The organism is Methylovirgula sp. (assembly GCF_037200945.1).
Lineage (GTDB): Bacteria > Pseudomonadota > Alphaproteobacteria > Rhizobiales > Beijerinckiaceae > Methylovirgula.
In genome coordinates, this window is record NZ_JBBCGP010000001.1 from 2,499,194 (window position 1) to 2,514,653 (window position 15,460).

Below are 15,460 nucleotides of genomic sequence, written 5' to 3' on the forward strand. Positions count from 1 at the left end.
TCAGAAGAACGTTCCGTCGGCGCTCGCGCTGCTTTATGGATCGTCCGCTTGTGGGCGGCCAATTCGGGGACCTTGATGACGAAGTGGGTCTATACGTTCGGCGACGGCACCGCCGAAGGCAGCAGCCAGATGCATGCTCTGCTGGGCGGCAAGGGCGCCAATCTGGCGGAAATGGCCAATCTCGGCCTGCCGGTGCCGCCGGGTTTCACCATCACGACCGACGTTTGCGCCTATTTTTATGCCAACGCGAAAACCTACCCGGCCGAACTCAAGCCGCAGATCGATGCGGCCCTGAAACAGATCGAGACGATCACCGGCCGCACGTTTGGGGATGCGCAAAGGCCGCTGCTCGTATCCGTACGTTCAGGTTCGCGCGCCTCCATGCCGGGCATGATGGATACTGTGCTCAACATCGGTCTCAACGACGCGACGGTCGAGGCCCTGGTGAAAGACGCCGGCGACGCGCGCTTTGCCTACGATTCCTATCGCCGCTTCATCCAGATGTATTCGAGCGTCGTGCTCGGCGTCGCGCATCATCATTTTGAAGAAGCGATCGAGATCTTCAAGGAAGATAACAGCCTCAATCTCGATACCGACCTTTCGGCCGCGGATTGGCAAAAGATCATTTCCATCTTCAAGACGAAGATCGCCGAGGTGCACGGTTCGCCGTTTCCGCAGGAGCCGCAGGCGCAGCTTTGGGGCGCCATCGCCGCCGTCTTCGGTTCATGGCACAATCCGCGCGCGAAAATCTTCCGGCAATTGCACAATATCCCGGAATCCTGGGGCACCGCCGTCAACGTGCAGGCGATGGTCTTCGGTAATATGGGCGATACGTCTGCGACCGGTGTCGCCTTCACCCGCAATCCATCGACCGGCGCCAAGGAACTTTACGGCGAGTTCCTGATCAATGCGCAGGGCGAGGATGTCGTTGCCGGCGTCCGCACACCGCAGAACATCACCGAGGCGGCGCGCATCGCGGCAGGCTCCGTGCAGCCTTCGATGGAGACGGCGCTCCCCGATGTTTTTGACCAGTTCGTTGCGGTTGCCGATCAGCTCGAGCGCCATTATCGCGACATTCAGGATGTCGAATTCACCGTCGAGCGCGGCAAGCTCTGGATGTTGCAAACGCGCGGCGCCAAGCGCACCGCCAAAGCCGCGTTGCGGGCTGCCGTTGAGATGGCGCAGGAGGGGTTGATCAGCCAGCAGGAAGCGGTGCTGCGCATCGAGCCGGGCTCGCTTGACCAATTGCTACACCCAAATGTCGCGCCCGAGTCGGAACGCGATGTGATCGCGACGGGTCTGCCGGCCTCGCCCGGCGCCGCGAGCGGTGAGATCGTTTTCAATGCGGAAGAGGCCGAGCAATTGCGCAGCGCTGGACGCAAAGCGATCCTCGTTCGTGTCGAGACGAGTCCCGAAGACATTCATGGGATGCATGCCGCGCAAGGCATTCTGACGACGCGCGGTGGCATGACCTCTCACGCGGCCGTCGTCGCCCGCGGCATGGGCAAGCCTTGCGTCTCGGGTGTCGGCGCGCTGCGGATCGATTCCGAGCGCGGCATCCTGTCGGCGGGTCCGGTGACGCTCAAGCGCGGCGACATCGTGACCATCGACGGCACAAGCGGCAAAGTGATGCGCGGCGCGATCGAAATGCGCCAGCCGGAAGTTTCCGGCGAATTCGGCACGATCATGCAATGGGCCGACAAGCTGCGCCGGCTGCGCGTGCGCGCCAATGCCGAGACGCCGGCCGACGCCGAGGCGGCGCGCCGCTTTGGCGCCGAAGGGATAGGCCTCTGCCGGACGGAACATATGTTCTTCGGCGCTGCGCGCATCGCTGCCGTGCGCGAAATGATCCTGGCCGAAGACGAGAAGGGCCGCCGCGCCGCACTTGCCAAATTGCTGCCCTTCCAGCGCAGCGACTTTGCGCAATTGTTCGAGATCATGTCGGGTTTCCCGGTGACGATCCGCCTGCTCGATCCGCCGCTGCACGAATTCCTGCCGCACACGCCGGAGGAGATCGCCGAGGTTGCGAAGGCCGCCGGCGTCACGCCCGAACATATCCGGCATCGTGCGGAGGAATTGCAGGAATTCAATCCGATGCTGGGCTTTCGGGGCTGCCGGTTGGCGATCGCCTTTCCCGAGATCGCCGAAATGCAGGCGCGCGCCATTTTCGAGGGCGCGGTCGATGCCAAGCGCAAGACGGGGCAGGCGCCGGCGCCCGAGATCATGGTGCCCCTCGTCGCGATCAAACCGGAACTCGATGTTGTGAAGGCGATCATCGATAAGGTCGCCGAAGCGGTTGCGGCCGAAACTGGCGAGATGATTGCCTATACCGTGGGAACGATGATCGAATTGCCGCGCGCGGCGCTGAAAGCCGGCGAGATTGCCGAAACCGCGGAATTTTTCTCGTTCGGCACGAACGATCTGACGCAGACGGCGCTGGGCATTTCGCGCGACGATGCTGGCACATTCCTCGGCATCTACATCTCAAAGGGTCTGCTTGCGCGCGATCCGTTCGCCACGATCGATCAGCAGGGCGTCGGCGAATTGGTTGAGATCGCGGTCGAACGCGGCCGCAAGGCCAGGCCCGACATCAAGCTCGGGATTTGCGGCGAACACGGCGGCGATCCGGCCTCGATCGGTTTCTTTGAGCGGGCAGGGCTCGATTACGTGTCTTGTTCGCCGTTCCGTGTGCCGATCGCGAGGCTTGCCGCGGCGCAGGCGGCCGTCGGCGGCCTGGCGCCTGGCGAAGATTCGTAAAATCTATGGCTTCGCGAATGCGCTAATCTTCTGCGCGAGCGCGACAGGGAATTGATACATCATAGCGTGACCGGCTCGGCCGATCGTGACTAAGCGCGTATTCGGCAGAAGATTCCGAAGCGCGTTGGAATTTCTGACGGAGACAACGTCATCGTCCGAACCGGAAAGGATCAGAGTTATAACTCTCACCGCCAGAAGCGCTTTCGCCGCACTTCCATCTTGTGACCAAGCCTTCAACAGCGCCGACTGCCCATTTGTGACCGCATTTGAAATGACCGGAGAGCGATAATCGGCGGGCTCGTACATTTCCCGACGAAAGCAATGTGTAGCGCTGGAAAGACTCGCCGGTGGAAACAGCACGCTCATGACGTCGTCAAATGTGACGCCCGGCGCGCCCGACAGCATTGCCTCGACGTGAGGCCTGACGGGAATTCCTGATTTGCCCGGCGCGAGGGTGCTCAGGAGCACCATTTGAGCAATCGACGCTGGATCGTCGATTGCGAGTTGCTGGACGACAATTCCTCCCATCGACCAACCTACCACGGTAGGATGCCCTAATTTTAGCGCCTGGATCAGCGAAGCCGTATCGTTCGCCATGTCTCTTGCACTGAAATCGGACGCATCGGGAATCGATCGTCCGACCCCGCGATTATCGAAGACGACAACCTCGTTGTGTTTTGCAAGCTCAGCCAGGAACCGGGCGTTCCATTCGGATAAGGTCGCACGGAATCCGGTGACGAGCACGACCGGACTGCCGCGACCAAACCGATAATAGGCGATCGGTCCTCGTGATGTTTGCGCGATCTGCTCATGCACATCGTCGTAGATCGGCGATGTGACAGGTGGCGCGGCGCAGATAGTTTTGGGCGGAAGCCGCAGATCCGAAGCAAGCGTGGCTGCGCCCGCAAACAGACCCATGACCCCTAGCGCCAGACGGGCGACTGACAGGGCGGTTTTGTAGGGATCATGCGGCGCGTTCACGGAAAATACATGTCGTGCTCGAACCAATAGCCCAGCACTGCGGCAACCGCGATAACCGCAAGCCCGATATAGCCTGGGCGCATCGACTCGTCCTTGCCGCGCTCGAACCACATCATGAGCGAAATTACGGCGGCGATGGCGATGTCGATGACCAGCCAGGGACCTACATGCAGGCCACGGATTTGGTTGACGCCGGTCCAGACGATATCGATCAGCATGAGCACGAGCACGGAGCCGTAGAAGCGCTGCCAGCGCTGGGGGGCCAGGGACCGCGACATCGTGAAAAAGCAACTGCCTTGCGTCATGAACATGATACCGTCGAAAATGAGATATCCGGGAACAAATTCCAACGCTGTCTTCGGACTAAGATATGTCGAGTAAAAATATTCGGCCATGCTCTCAAAGAACTGGAAGAAGATGAGCATGAAAGTCAGCAGGGCCGGGAGGCGCTCCCAGTGCAGCGATTGATTCTGGTCTTCGCTGGCGAAGGATTTCAGCGCCTCACCGAGGGCCAGCGCCAGGATGATGGTGAAAGCGCCCTGGAAGAAATTGACCGTATGAATGACGTCGCCGCGAATCGGCATGGCGCTGTTCCCGAAGAGATGAAGCGGGGAGAAAGACGGAGGGCAAAACGTAATTCGCCACTCATGTAAAGGAAAGACGGATTATGTCATCGTCTGTGGGAATGACGTTGACGCCGGGGTCAGTCTCCGTCACCGCTCGAACACATCGCCAGTGTTGACCACGCGTTATCCGATCGGATCGTCCCGACCTTCTTCGGCAAGTAGCGCGCTTGCGGCCCTGAACCGCATCCCTCTGGGCGGCAGCGCAAACTTAATCGTCGCCGAGAATTGAGGGGAAGCGTAACGGGTAGTATCGTAATAGAGACCGTATGCCGAAACGGGCTCGAAAAGTCCGTCATTTCGCGTCGGAAATTGCCTCCCATCCGACCGATAGGAAATCGGCATCATGAAGAAGACAACCCTGTTCAAACAATATCTGCTGGCCCAGGACATATTGACGATCCCGGTCGCCCACGATCCCCTCGGCGCAAAAATCATTGAGCGGGCAGGCTTCAAGGTGCTGGGTTGCGGCGGCTATGCCAATTCTGCGGCTTTCATGGGCGTCCCGGATATCGAACTGCTGACGCTCACGAACATGGTCGATTGCATCTGGCGGATGTGCGACGCGGTTGATCTCCCGGTCTGGGTCGATGGCGACACGGGACATGGCAACGTGACAAACGTCCAACATACGGTCAGACAAATGGAAAAGGCCGGCGCGGTATCCATCATGCTCGAAGACCAGGTTTCGCCGAAGCGTTGCGGTCATATGTCGGGTAAGCATGTTGTGCCGGCCGATGAGTTCATCGCCAAGATTAAAGCCGGCGTCGACGCGCGCAAGGATGACGACTTCACCGTTCTGGCGCGTACCGATGCCATCGGCGTCCATGGTCTGGACGAGGCTGTCGAGCGCGCCCATCGGGCCATCGAAGCCGGCGCCGATTGGGTTTTTCTCGAAGCGCCCGAGAACCTCGATCAAATGCGCCAGATCCCGAAGCTCGTGTCTGTTCCCACGCTGGCCAATATGATTCCGGGCGGTAAGACGCCGATCGTGCCAGCGGCTGAACTGCAATCGATGGGTTTTGCCGCCGTCGTCTGGCCGAATGCGTTTACCTATGCCTACGCCAAACTTGCGACCGAGCTTGCCAAGGAATTGCTCAGCACCGGCACGACGACATCGTTTGACGAACGGATGATCAAGTTTGACGAATTCAACGAATTGGTCGGATTGCCGAAAATCCGGGAGAACGAGGAGCGCTATTACGCGCCTTTCGAAGATGCGGACATCAAGCCGGTCTGAGCCTCTCCAACGGATTTGAAACGGTCATGACACTTACCGTAATTCAGCACGTTCTCTCGCGCTTGCACGACATTGGCATTGACGACGTCTTCGGAGTGCCGGGGGACTATGCCTTCCCGGTCAATGACGCCATTTGCGACGACGCCAACATCCGCTGGGTCGGATGCTGCAACGAACTCAATGCCGCCTATGCCGCAGACGGCTATGCCCGCATCAAGGGTGTCGGCGCGCTTTGCACCACTTACGGCGTAGGCGAATTGAGTGCGATCAATGGCATCGCCGGCGCCTACGCCGAACATCTCCCGGTCTTCCATCTCGTGGGAGCGCCGCCGATGTCGACCCAGACGACGCGGGCGTTGATGCACCATACGCTCGGCAATGGCGAATACGATTTGTTCCACCGCATGAGCGAGCCGGTGGTCTGCGCTTCCGCGATCATGACGCCGCAGAACGCCGTGTACGAGACGGAGCGCCTCATTTACGAGGCGCTCTACCATCGCAGGCCCGTCTACATGGCCTTTCCCGCGGATTTCGCCGTACAGCCGATCCTTGGCGAGGCCCAGCCGATCCCGATACCGCACAGCAATCTTGAGATGCTGGAAGCCGCAACCGGTGCCGTCGTCGCCGCGCTCGACAAGGCTGATACCGCGTGCGTGCTCGCGGGCTTTCTTGTTGCAAGGACCGGTCAGCAAGCCGCTTTGCAGGCGTTGATTGATGCGTCGGGATTGCCGTTCGCCACGATGCTGATGGGCAAGTCGGTGCTGGATGAGCAGCAACCCGCGTATGTTGGCATTTACAACGGAAAGCTGATGAACGAGAACGTGCGGGCGTTCATCGAAGGTGTCGATTGCGTGGTGTCGATCGGCGCGCCCATGACCGATTTCAACACCGGCGCGTTCACATCGCATCTCGATCCGGGAAAAACCATTACCATCTCGCACCATCGCATTGTGGTCGGCGGCAATGTCTACAATAACGTCGAGATGGGCGACATTCTGACAACGCTGACGCAGCGGATGTCGAAACGAGACAGGCAGAAGATCAAGGCGGGTTCGATCGGCGCTCTCACCGGCAGCGGCAATGATGCGATCAGTGCGGACGCGCTTTACCCGCGCTGGGAACGCTTCCTCAAGCCCGACGATATCTTTGTCGTGGAGACGGGCACCGTCTCGATGGGGCTTGGCTTTGCCCTGCTGCCCAGGGGCGTTACGTACCACAATCAGACCCTATGGGGTTCCATAGGCTGGGGCACGCCCGCCGCGTTCGGCGTGGCGGTCGCTGCGCCCGATAGACGCGTCGTATTCGTAACGGGCGAAGGCGCCCACCAACTCACTGTGCAGGAGATCAGCCAATACGGCCGGCTCGGTCTTAAGCCGATCATCTTCGTGCTCAACAACAGTGGCTATCTGATCGAGCGGCTGCTCTGCAAGGATCCCGCGATCGCCTACAACGACCTTGCGCCGTGGCGCTACGCCGACCTGGCGAAGGCATTCGGTAATGACGACTGGATGACGGCGCGCGTGGAAACCTGCGGCGAATTCGACGCGGCGATGGTGAGCGCCGCGTCAGCGACAACGGGCGTGTACATCGAAGTCGTGACCGATCCTTACGCAGCCTCGCCAATGGCAATGAAGCTGCATGACGCCGTGAAGACGCTCTACAAGTCATAAGGCTGGAATGATGCTCGCCCCTCGGCGGACGAACGATGCTCACTTTCACCAACGCCGACATTTCAAATTCAATTTGCCTCAAATTGAAACGATGCGCTTCATCGCTGCTAAACACCTCTTCAAGCTTAAACCGCGATAACTATGAGGTGAGGCGGAATTCTCGTCGGCTGTGGCCGGCGGAACACGCCAAAGCTTTCGGTCCGAATTGGAACCGAAAGCTTCAGAGTTTGTTTTGACGCGTTTTCTTCACGCGAGCCGGTCTCCACTTCGCTTGAAAACGCTTTGGTGTTTGTGGCGGGCGTATGGGTCTTCGTATCTCATGGGCGATGGGCGTTGTTGCGCCTTGGTGTCTCGGAGTCGGGCTGGTCGTTTCGATGGCCGCCGATGCCGGACAGGATGCCGTCATCGGCGCGTCAGTCGCTCCGCACAGCATTCTCGCGATCACGGCGCCGGGCGATCTCATTCCTGCGACCGTCAGCGGTGCCGCCTTCGGCCTCGACCCGCAAAGATGGACTTCGATGCAAGCCGCAGGGCTGAGCCCGGGCGACAGGTCCGAATTTGACCAGATGCCGGAAGAGATTCAGCCGCGGATCATGTTGAAGGCGCATGTCCATGGTTTCCCGGAAACTGATCGCAGCCATCGCGGCGACCCCACTGTCGGCTTACGGCCGACCTTCGGCTCACAACTGGAACGGTCGGGCGGCCTAGCCGCGCTGCGCACGCATCAGATGATTTTCGCCGACGCCGAGACGTTCCAGAGCGACGTCTTCGTCGTTGGCGCAGTTCCCCCCACGTCGGGCGCATCGGGCTTCACGGCCTGGCCGGAGGGCGAAAACCCGACCACGGCGCCTGCAAGCGGCGCGGCCTCGCCGACGCAAACCGGATCGGCCGAGACCTACCGTCCGGCCAATATCAATGAAAGGTTCCTCCAGGGTGCGACGCCCGAGGTTGCACGCGCCATGTCGCTGGCCTCGACGACCCCGGCGCCAGCTGACGCCACGCCTGTCGAAGTCGTCGCCCTACCGACGATCCCGGGCGGCGTTCCGGTCGATTTATCGGCCATGCCGTCCGACCGGCCGGATTACGCGGCCCTGATCGGCGAGGACCAGTCCCAGCGCGAGGAGCACTGCCTCGCCCAGGCGATCTATTTCGAGGCCCGCAGCGAAAGTGAAAAAGGCCAGGCCGCCGTCGCGCAAGTCGTGCTCAACCGGGTCTCCAGCGGGCTTTACCCACCGACAATCTGCGGCGTCGTCTTCCAGAATCGACAATATTATCATGCCTGCCAGTTCTCGTTTGCGTGCGAGGGTCGATCGCTGCGCGTGACCGAGCCCGAGGCATGGCGGCGCGCGGAACACATCGCCGCCGCGGTCACGAGCGGCCAGACCTATGTCGCCGATGTCGGCGACGCGACCCATTATCACGCGCTGTACGTGCATCCTTATTGGGCGCGAAGGTTGCAGCGAACGGATAGGATCGGCCAGCACGTTTTCTACAAATTGCGGCCAGGGCAGTCTTAGGGACAAACTTAGAAAAACCGCAGACGTAAAACGGCCATCTTCGGGGCCATGATCCGACCTGAATCGGGGCGTTCCTGCATCAACCGCGTGGCCTGCTTTTCGGGCTTGCCGTTTCAGCCTATAGCTGGCACCGTGGCGGGCTCGGCAGCAGGCCTGTCCCAGGCTCGTAAGGGCTGCGTGTGAGACGCCGACTTCCGCGCCCAAAATACGTTTATTTTCCGGAGGATTAAGCTTGCTTTTGCACCGCCTCGCTTCGCGTGCGATTTTCTCTTTTGCTTCGGCTGCCTTGATAGCGTCAGCGGGCCTTTCACCGGCTACGGCCAAGGTCAATGAGAATTTGTCCATCGCCACTCCGTTTGAGGTGGGCGACAGCCCGACCGGCAATTATCTCGCGGCGGTCGTTGCGGGGGCGGATCGCGATACGGTCGCGGCGGCGACATTCTTCCGCGAAGCCCTGCGGTTTGATCCGCGCAACAAAGAGTTGATCGAACGCGCTTTCGTTGCGGCTTTGTCGAACGGCAGTATGCCGGAAGCCTTCAGCCTCGCCGACAGGCTCCTGGCGCTTGAGCCTGATAACGGCCTGGCCCATCTCGCGCTCGGCGTCCGCGCCATCAAAGAGCATCAATATGCGGCAGCCCGCAGCCAGTTCGGCCGCGGCGGCGGCAATCAGGGCGGCGACCTCACGGCGACATTGCTCAGCGCCTGGGCCTATCAGGGTTCGGGCCAGACGCGGCGCGCCCTCGAACTCATTGGCCGTCTCGACGACCAGAATTTCGGTGTGTTCCGGAATTATCACCAAGCCTTGATCGCCGGAGTGGCCGGCCGCAATGATCAAGCCGCACAAGCTTTCCAGCAAGCTTACGCCGCCGACAAAAACACGCTGCGACTTGTGGATGCCTATGCGCGATTCCTGAGCGACACCGGCAAGAACAAGGACGCGACCGACGTTTACGCGGCTTTCTCGCAGGTTGTGCCGGATCACCCCGCGGTGCGCGCCGCGCTGGCTGACCTGAAGGCCGGCAAGACGCTCGCGCCCTTTGTGAAGGACGTCGATCAGGGCGCGGCGGAAGTGCTCTATGGCCTCGGCGCAGCTGGCGGCCGTCAGGGCGACGATCTCGCCGGGCTCATCTATCTGCGCTTGTCGCTCTATCTAGATTCTGACAATTCGCTGGCGTTGCTGACGCTTGGCGATCTTTACGAGCGTATCAACCAGAACGAGCAGGCGCTCGACGTCTATCAGGACGTTGCGGACAGCGACCCGCTGCGTGAGACGGCCGATATCGAAATCAGCCAGATCCTCGAAAATCTCGGCCGCAGCGATCAGGCGCTCGCCCATTTGCGTGATGTCGTCAACGATCATCCGTACGACGAACAGGCCTTGTCTGCGCTCGGTAATCTGCAACGCGCGCATGATCATTACGACGAGGCCATCGCGAGCTATACGCGCGCTATCGCGGCATCGAAGAAGCCCGAGACCGACAATTGGCCGTTGTATTATTTCCGCGGCATCGCCTATGAGCGCAGCAAGAACTGGCCAAAGGCCGAAGCCGACTTCAAACACGCGCTGCAGCTTTTCCCGGATCAGCCGCTGGTCTTGAATTATCTGGGCTATAGCTGGGTCGATAAGGGCGTCAATCTGGACCAGGCTTTTCCGATGTTGCGCCGTGCAGTCGAACTGCGTCCGACAGACGGCTATATTGTCGATAGCCTCGGCTGGGCCGAATACAAGCTCGGCCATTATGAGGAAGCCGTGTCGGATCTCGAAAAGGCGATCGATCTGAAGCCGGCCGATCCCGTCATCAACGATCATCTCGGCGATGCCTACTGGCACATTGGTCGCAAACTCGAAGCGCATTTCCAGTGGAATCATGCGCGCGACATGGGGGCGGATGCATCCGATCTGCCGCGGATCCTGGAGAAGATCAAATTCGGGCTCGATAAAGCGCCAATGAAGGCCGGTGAATCCAAGCCGGTCATCGGCAGTAAGCCCACGGCCGCGGACGCCGGGCATAAACTGAACGGCGGCGGCTAGGCGCGCCCACTCTCGCAATCGCGGCGAGGCAATCCCGCGGGTTCATCATGCGCGGACTTGATCCGCACATCCAAGCGCCGCCATTATGGCCCAAGTCTTGGTGTCTGGATGGCCGGGTCAAGCCCGGCCATGACGCGGTGAGATTGTCCCTCCTTCTCTGATCAGATTCTCCCTTGCCCCAACTCACTGATCGCGCGCCCGCGAAAATCAATCTGACGCTGCATGTCGTGGGGCGCCGCGCCGACGGGTATCACGAGCTCGAAAGCCTCGTGGCCTTCTCGCGCACCGGCGACCGGCTGACGCTTGAGCCCGGCGACAAATTGGAGCTTCATGTCGCCGGCCCCACGGCGGGTGCTTCCGGCGATCCCGAAAAAAATCTTGTCATCAAAGCTGCGCGGCAATTGGGCGAGCGCGTTGAGGGGCTTCGCGTCGGCACCTTTTCATTGGTGAAGACGCTGCCGGTCGCGGCTGGCATCGGCGGCGGCTCGTCCGATGCCGCGGCGGCGCTGCGTCTCCTGGCGCGGCTCAACGCTCTTGCACCCGATGACCCACGCCTTTTTGAGGCCGCGAGGGCGACGGGTGCCGACGTTCCCGTCTGTCTCGCTGCCAAAGCGCGGATGATGCAGGGCATCGGCGAAAAGCTTGGGCCGGTGCTCGATCTGCCGCCTTTGCCGGCGCTGATCGTCAACCCGCGTCAGCCGCTCGAAACGAAACCTGTTTTTGAATTCATGAAAATCGCGCCGGGCAGCGAAACGCACTTTGGGCCGCATCCAAAGGTCGCGTCGGGGATGTCTTATGACTCGCTCATCGCCGCGCTGCGCAAAGGCCGCAACGACATGGAGGATGCGGCGTCGGTTCTCGCGCCGATCATTGCCAAGGTTCTGGCGATTTTGACTGCCGCGCCCGGCTGCCGGGTTGCGCGCATGTCCGGCTCCGGCGCGACATGTTTCGCGCTGTTCGACAATTGCCGCGCGGTCGGGCGGGCCCGTAAAGCAATTGCCGAAGCACATCCCGATTGGTGGGTGAAAGCGACGCTGCTGAATTAAGATTCTCTCTCCGCGCAGGCGGGGATAGGGGAAATTTTTAGTGCGCGCGCTCGATGCAGAAATCGACCACGTCTTTGAGTGCGGCTTTCCAGGGCGAGGCCGGGAAAAGTTCAAGCGCATCATGTGCCATGGCGCCATAATGGCGCGCGCGCTCGACGGTATCTTCAAGACCGCGATGTTTGCGCATGATCGCGATGGCCGTTTCGAGATCGCCATCGCCGATCTCGGCGGCCTCAAGCGTCCGGCGCCAGAAGGCACGCTCGGCTTCGGTGCCGCGGCGGAACGAGAGCACGACGGGCAGGGTGATTTTGCCTTCGCGGAAATCGTCGCCGACGTTCTTGCCGAGCTTGGCGGATTTGCCGCCGTAATCGAGCGCATCGTCGATGAGCTGGAAGGCGATGCCGAGGTTGAGGCCATAGCCGCGGCAGGCAGCAATCTCCGCCTTCGAGCGGCCGGCGAGGATTGGCCCGACCTCGGAGGCGGCGCCAAAGAGGGCTGCGGTCTTGGCGCGGATCACGGCGAGATAATCGTCTTCGCTCGTCTGCGTATCCTTCGCCGCGGACAATTGCATGACTTCGCCTTCGGCGATCACAACGGCAGCCGAGGAGAGAACTTCGAGCGCTTGAAGCGAACCGACCTCAACCATCATCTTGAAGGCTTGGCCAAGCAGGAAGTCACCGACGAGAACCGTCGCCTCATTGCCCCAGAGCATCCGCGCGGCGAGCTTGCCGCGCCGCATGTTGCTTTGATCGACGACATCGTCGTGAAGCAATGTCGCCGTGTGCATGAATTCGACCGTGGCGGCGAGCTTGATGTGGCCGCTGCCGGTGTAGTCGCAGAGGCCGGCGGTCGCGAGCGTCAGCATCGGGCGCAGCCGTTTGCCGCCGGAGGTGATCAAATGATTGGCGATGTCGGGGATCATCGACACATGCGATGCGGCATGTGACAGGATGACCTGATTGACCCGCTCCATATCCGGGGCGGCGAGGCGATTCAGCGCTTCAATACGGCTTTCGCCGGCGGCCTCCTCAAGTGGAACGACGACGCCCAAATCTCTCTCCAATAGAAGGCCGCCCCCAGCCTGACCGGCGCCAAATTAGGCCGGTAGACCGCCGCCCGCAAGCCAAGCCCTAGAGCACGGCGGGCGACCGGTGACAACTGGCGCAATGGAAGCGGAACGTCTAGCGTGCGGCCAACGTCCAATTGCCGCGCCTGAGGACCATGATCGAACTTCTGCGAACCAACGATCTCGTGCTGATCTCGGCTGTCGAGGCACTTTTGTCGGAAAACGGGATTGGCGTCTTCGTCGCCGACCAGTTCGCCAGCGCCATCGAGGGATCGCTGGGCTTTTTGCCGCGGCGTGTCCTCATATTGGCGGACGACGCTGTGGCAGCGCGCCGGGTCATGCGTGAAGCCGGATTATCGCAGGAACTTTCCAGTGACCGAAACGGCTGAGGCCGATTTCTTTCTGGGCCAGCAGTTGCGGCTGCGGCAATTGCCACATGGACATCGCGCCGGCACGGATGCGGTTCTGCTTGCCGCCGCTGCGCCGGCAGAGGTTCAGGGCCTGGCGCTGGACGTTGGTGCCGGGGTCGGCGCGGCCGGGCTGGCCCTCGCGCGGCTGCGGCGGGATGTGACATTCGGACTGATCGAAAACGATCCCGCTACGGCGGCTCTGGCGCGCGAGAATCTAGCTTTGAATGACATGGCGGCGCGGGGCAGAGTTTATGAGGCCGATGTTCTCGATCCCGACAGCCGCCGCGCCGTAGGTCTTGCGGATGGCTCGGCCACGCTCGTCATCACCAATCCGCCGTTTCTTGACCCCGCTCGGTCGCGGCTTTCGCCGGATGCGAACAAACGCGCCGCACACGCGATGCCGACGCCGGGACCAGCCGCGCTCGCGGAATGGCTTGGCGCTTGTCTCGATTTATTGGCGAGGGGCGGTCTTTTGATCCTGATTCATCGGGCGGACGCCCTGTCCGCTATTCTGGCGTCACTCGATACGCAGGCGGCGCTGACGCTGATGCCAATTCAACCGCGCAAGGACAGCGCCGCGAAGCGGATTCTTGTCCGCGCGCAAAAAGGCGGCCGCGCACCGTTGACGATTGCCCCGGCGCTTATTCTGCACGAAGGCGAGAGATTTACGGCAGAGGCCGATGCCCTGCATCGCGGTACCGCGCTGATCAATTGGTAGATTCGCGGCGTGGGATTTCCATCACGCGCCGCAGTCGTTTTCTTACCAATGGTGCCAATGATGCCAGTGGTGCCAATGATGCCAGTGGCCATGCCACCAGGTTTTCTGAACCATTGGTGCCGTCGTGTTTTCGCTTGCAGACACGGCAGGAGCCGCTTGACTGATGCCGGCTGCCGGTGCGGCCTCAGCGCTCGCCGCTGCAAGGGCAAGGCCGGATGCAAAGGCAAACAGGGCGAGTTTACGTTTCAACTGCATCAATATTTCTCCCTCTTGAATGGATGGCTAAAGCCAAAAAAGGTACTTGAACAGAACTGCGCAATCGGAGACAGGTTCCCGGACGACGCGAGTCAAGCGCTCGCACTTTCATTTGATTGCAAAGATCAGATCATGCCAACCGACACGAATCTTGAGACGCAGGGGCTCGATCCGAAACGATCGTTTCAGGGACTCATTTTGCGGCTGCAAACCTTCTGGGCCGCGCAGGGCTGCGCGATCCTGCAACCCTATGACATCGAGGTCGGCGCCGGTACGTTTCATCCTGCCACAATATTGCGAGCGCTGGGGCCGTTGCCGTGGCGCGCGGCCTATGTGCAGCCGTCCCGCCGCCCGAAGGACGGCCGCTATGGCGACAATCCCAATCGGCTGCAGCATTATTATCAATTCCAGGTGATCCTGAAGCCCTCGCCGGATAATCTGCAGGAGCTTTATCTCGGTTCGCTCAAGGCGATCGGCATCGATGTCTCGCTGCATGACATCCGCTTCGTCGAGGACGATTGGGAAAGCCCGACGCTCGGCGCCTGGGGACTTGGCTGGGAATGCTGGTGCGACGGAATGGAAGTCTCCCAATTCACCTATTTCCAGCAGGTCGCGGGCATCGAATGCGCGCCGGTCGCCGGTGAATTGACCTATGGGCTCGAGCGTCTTGCGATGTATGTGCAGGGCGTCGAGAATGTTTACGACCTCAATTTCAATGGCCGCGACGGCGCGGAGAAATTGACTTACGGCGACGTGTTCAAACAGGCCGAGCAGGAATATTCACGCTACAATTTCGAATATGCCGATACGGATAAGCTGTTTCGTCATTTCGCCGACGCCGAAGCGGAGTGCAAGGCGCTACTGGAAAAGGGTGAGCACGGCGAACGTCATCTCATGGTGCTGCCGGCCTATGATCAATGTATCAAGGCTTCGCATGTCTTCAATCTTTTGGATGCGCGCGGTGTGATCTCGGTGACCGAACGCCAGAGCTATATTTTGCGCGTGCGCGAGCTGGCGAAAGCCTGCGGCAAGGCCTGGCTGAAGACCAAGGCCGGCGGCGCCGATCTGGCCGGAACCTCGGTTCCGACGGAGTCAGAATCGAGACTCTAGGATTTTTATTTGACGCGTTTTCTTTACGCGAACCG

Annotated in this window: 13 protein-coding genes; 9 read left to right on the forward strand and 4 right to left on the reverse strand. The window is 60.8% G+C overall.

Annotation, left to right across the window (positions count from 1 at the left end; translation table 11 throughout):
• Positions 1 to 75: 75 nt before the first annotated feature.
• The gene (ppdK, locus tag WDN02_RS12255; protein WP_337293763.1) at positions 76 to 2,757 is read left to right on the forward strand and encodes a pyruvate, phosphate dikinase; all 2,682 of its coding nucleotides are present in this window, start codon (positions 76 to 78) and stop codon (positions 2,755 to 2,757) included.
• Between the two features lie 3 nt (positions 2,758 to 2,760).
• Here the strand turns inward: ppdK and WDN02_RS12260 are convergent, their stop codons facing one another.
• Both WDN02_RS12260 and WDN02_RS12265 read right to left on the reverse strand, forming a co-directional pair.
• The gene (locus tag WDN02_RS12260; protein ID WP_337293764.1) at positions 2,761 to 3,675 is read right to left on the reverse strand and encodes an alpha/beta hydrolase; all 915 of its coding nucleotides are present in this window, start codon (positions 3,673 to 3,675) and stop codon (positions 2,761 to 2,763) included.
• Positions 3,676 to 3,734: 59 nt separating this feature from the next.
• Positions 3,735 to 4,322: a hypothetical protein gene (locus WDN02_RS12265; RefSeq protein WP_337293765.1), complete on the reverse strand. Its 588-nt coding sequence runs from the start codon at positions 4,320 to 4,322 to the stop codon at positions 3,735 to 3,737.
• 385 nt (positions 4,323 to 4,707) lie between these two features.
• Here WDN02_RS12265 and WDN02_RS12270 point away from each other — a divergent pair, with 385 nt between their 5' ends.
• The 5 genes from WDN02_RS12270 (at position 4,708) to WDN02_RS12290 (ending at position 11,866) form a co-directional block, all read left to right on the forward strand.
• Entirely contained in the window at positions 4,708 to 5,601 is an 894-nt protein-coding gene (locus tag WDN02_RS12270) for an oxaloacetate decarboxylase (RefSeq protein ID WP_337293766.1), read from the forward strand.
• A 26-nt stretch (positions 5,602 to 5,627) separates the two neighbouring features.
• The gene (locus WDN02_RS12275; protein ID WP_337293767.1) at positions 5,628 to 7,271 is read left to right on the forward strand and encodes a thiamine pyrophosphate-binding protein; all 1,644 of its coding nucleotides are present in this window, start codon (positions 5,628 to 5,630) and stop codon (positions 7,269 to 7,271) included.
• A gap of 302 nt (positions 7,272 to 7,573) precedes the next feature.
• Entirely contained in the window at positions 7,574 to 8,788 is a 1,215-nt protein-coding gene (locus WDN02_RS12280; RefSeq protein WP_337293768.1) for a cell wall hydrolase, read from the forward strand.
• Between the two features lie 337 nt (positions 8,789 to 9,125).
• Entirely contained in the window at positions 9,126 to 10,820 is a 1,695-nt protein-coding gene (locus WDN02_RS12285) for a tetratricopeptide repeat protein (RefSeq protein ID WP_337293769.1), read from the forward strand.
• 173 nt (positions 10,821 to 10,993) lie between these two features.
• Positions 10,994 to 11,866 (forward strand): 4-(cytidine 5'-diphospho)-2-C-methyl-D-erythritol kinase, encoded by an 873-nt coding sequence (locus WDN02_RS12290; RefSeq protein WP_337293770.1) that lies wholly within the window; start codon positions 10,994 to 10,996, stop codon positions 11,864 to 11,866.
• A gap of 37 nt (positions 11,867 to 11,903) precedes the next feature.
• Here WDN02_RS12290 and WDN02_RS12295 read toward each other — a convergent pair whose 3' ends face one another.
• A complete protein-coding gene (locus WDN02_RS12295) occupies positions 11,904 to 12,917 on the reverse strand; it encodes a polyprenyl synthetase family protein (protein ID WP_337293771.1) in 1,014 nt (337 codons plus the stop codon).
• A gap of 170 nt (positions 12,918 to 13,087) precedes the next feature.
• On the opposite strand from WDN02_RS12295, the gene WDN02_RS12300 reads away from it, so the two are divergent.
• Both WDN02_RS12300 and WDN02_RS12305 read left to right on the forward strand, forming a co-directional pair.
• On the forward strand, positions 13,088 to 13,321 hold the full coding sequence (locus WDN02_RS12300) for a DUF2007 domain-containing protein (RefSeq protein WP_337293772.1): 234 nt from the start codon (positions 13,088 to 13,090) through the stop codon (positions 13,319 to 13,321).
• Complete coding sequence (locus WDN02_RS12305) at positions 13,305 to 14,060, forward strand: methyltransferase (protein ID WP_337293773.1); 756 nt, start codon at positions 13,305 to 13,307, stop codon at positions 14,058 to 14,060. The genes WDN02_RS12300 and WDN02_RS12305 overlap by 17 nt, the downstream gene beginning before the upstream one ends.
• Positions 14,061 to 14,102: 42 nt before the next feature.
• On the opposite strand, the gene WDN02_RS12310 is transcribed toward WDN02_RS12305, so the two are convergent.
• Complete coding sequence (locus WDN02_RS12310; RefSeq protein WP_337293774.1) at positions 14,103 to 14,315, reverse strand: hypothetical protein; 213 nt, start codon at positions 14,313 to 14,315, stop codon at positions 14,103 to 14,105.
• A gap of 132 nt (positions 14,316 to 14,447) precedes the next feature.
• On the opposite strand from WDN02_RS12310, the gene WDN02_RS12315 reads away from it, so the two are divergent.
• Positions 14,448 to 15,425, forward strand: coding sequence for a glycine--tRNA ligase subunit alpha (locus WDN02_RS12315; RefSeq protein ID WP_337293775.1), 978 nt, complete (start codon positions 14,448 to 14,450; stop codon positions 15,423 to 15,425).
• The last annotated feature ends 35 nt before the right edge of the window (positions 15,426 to 15,460 follow it).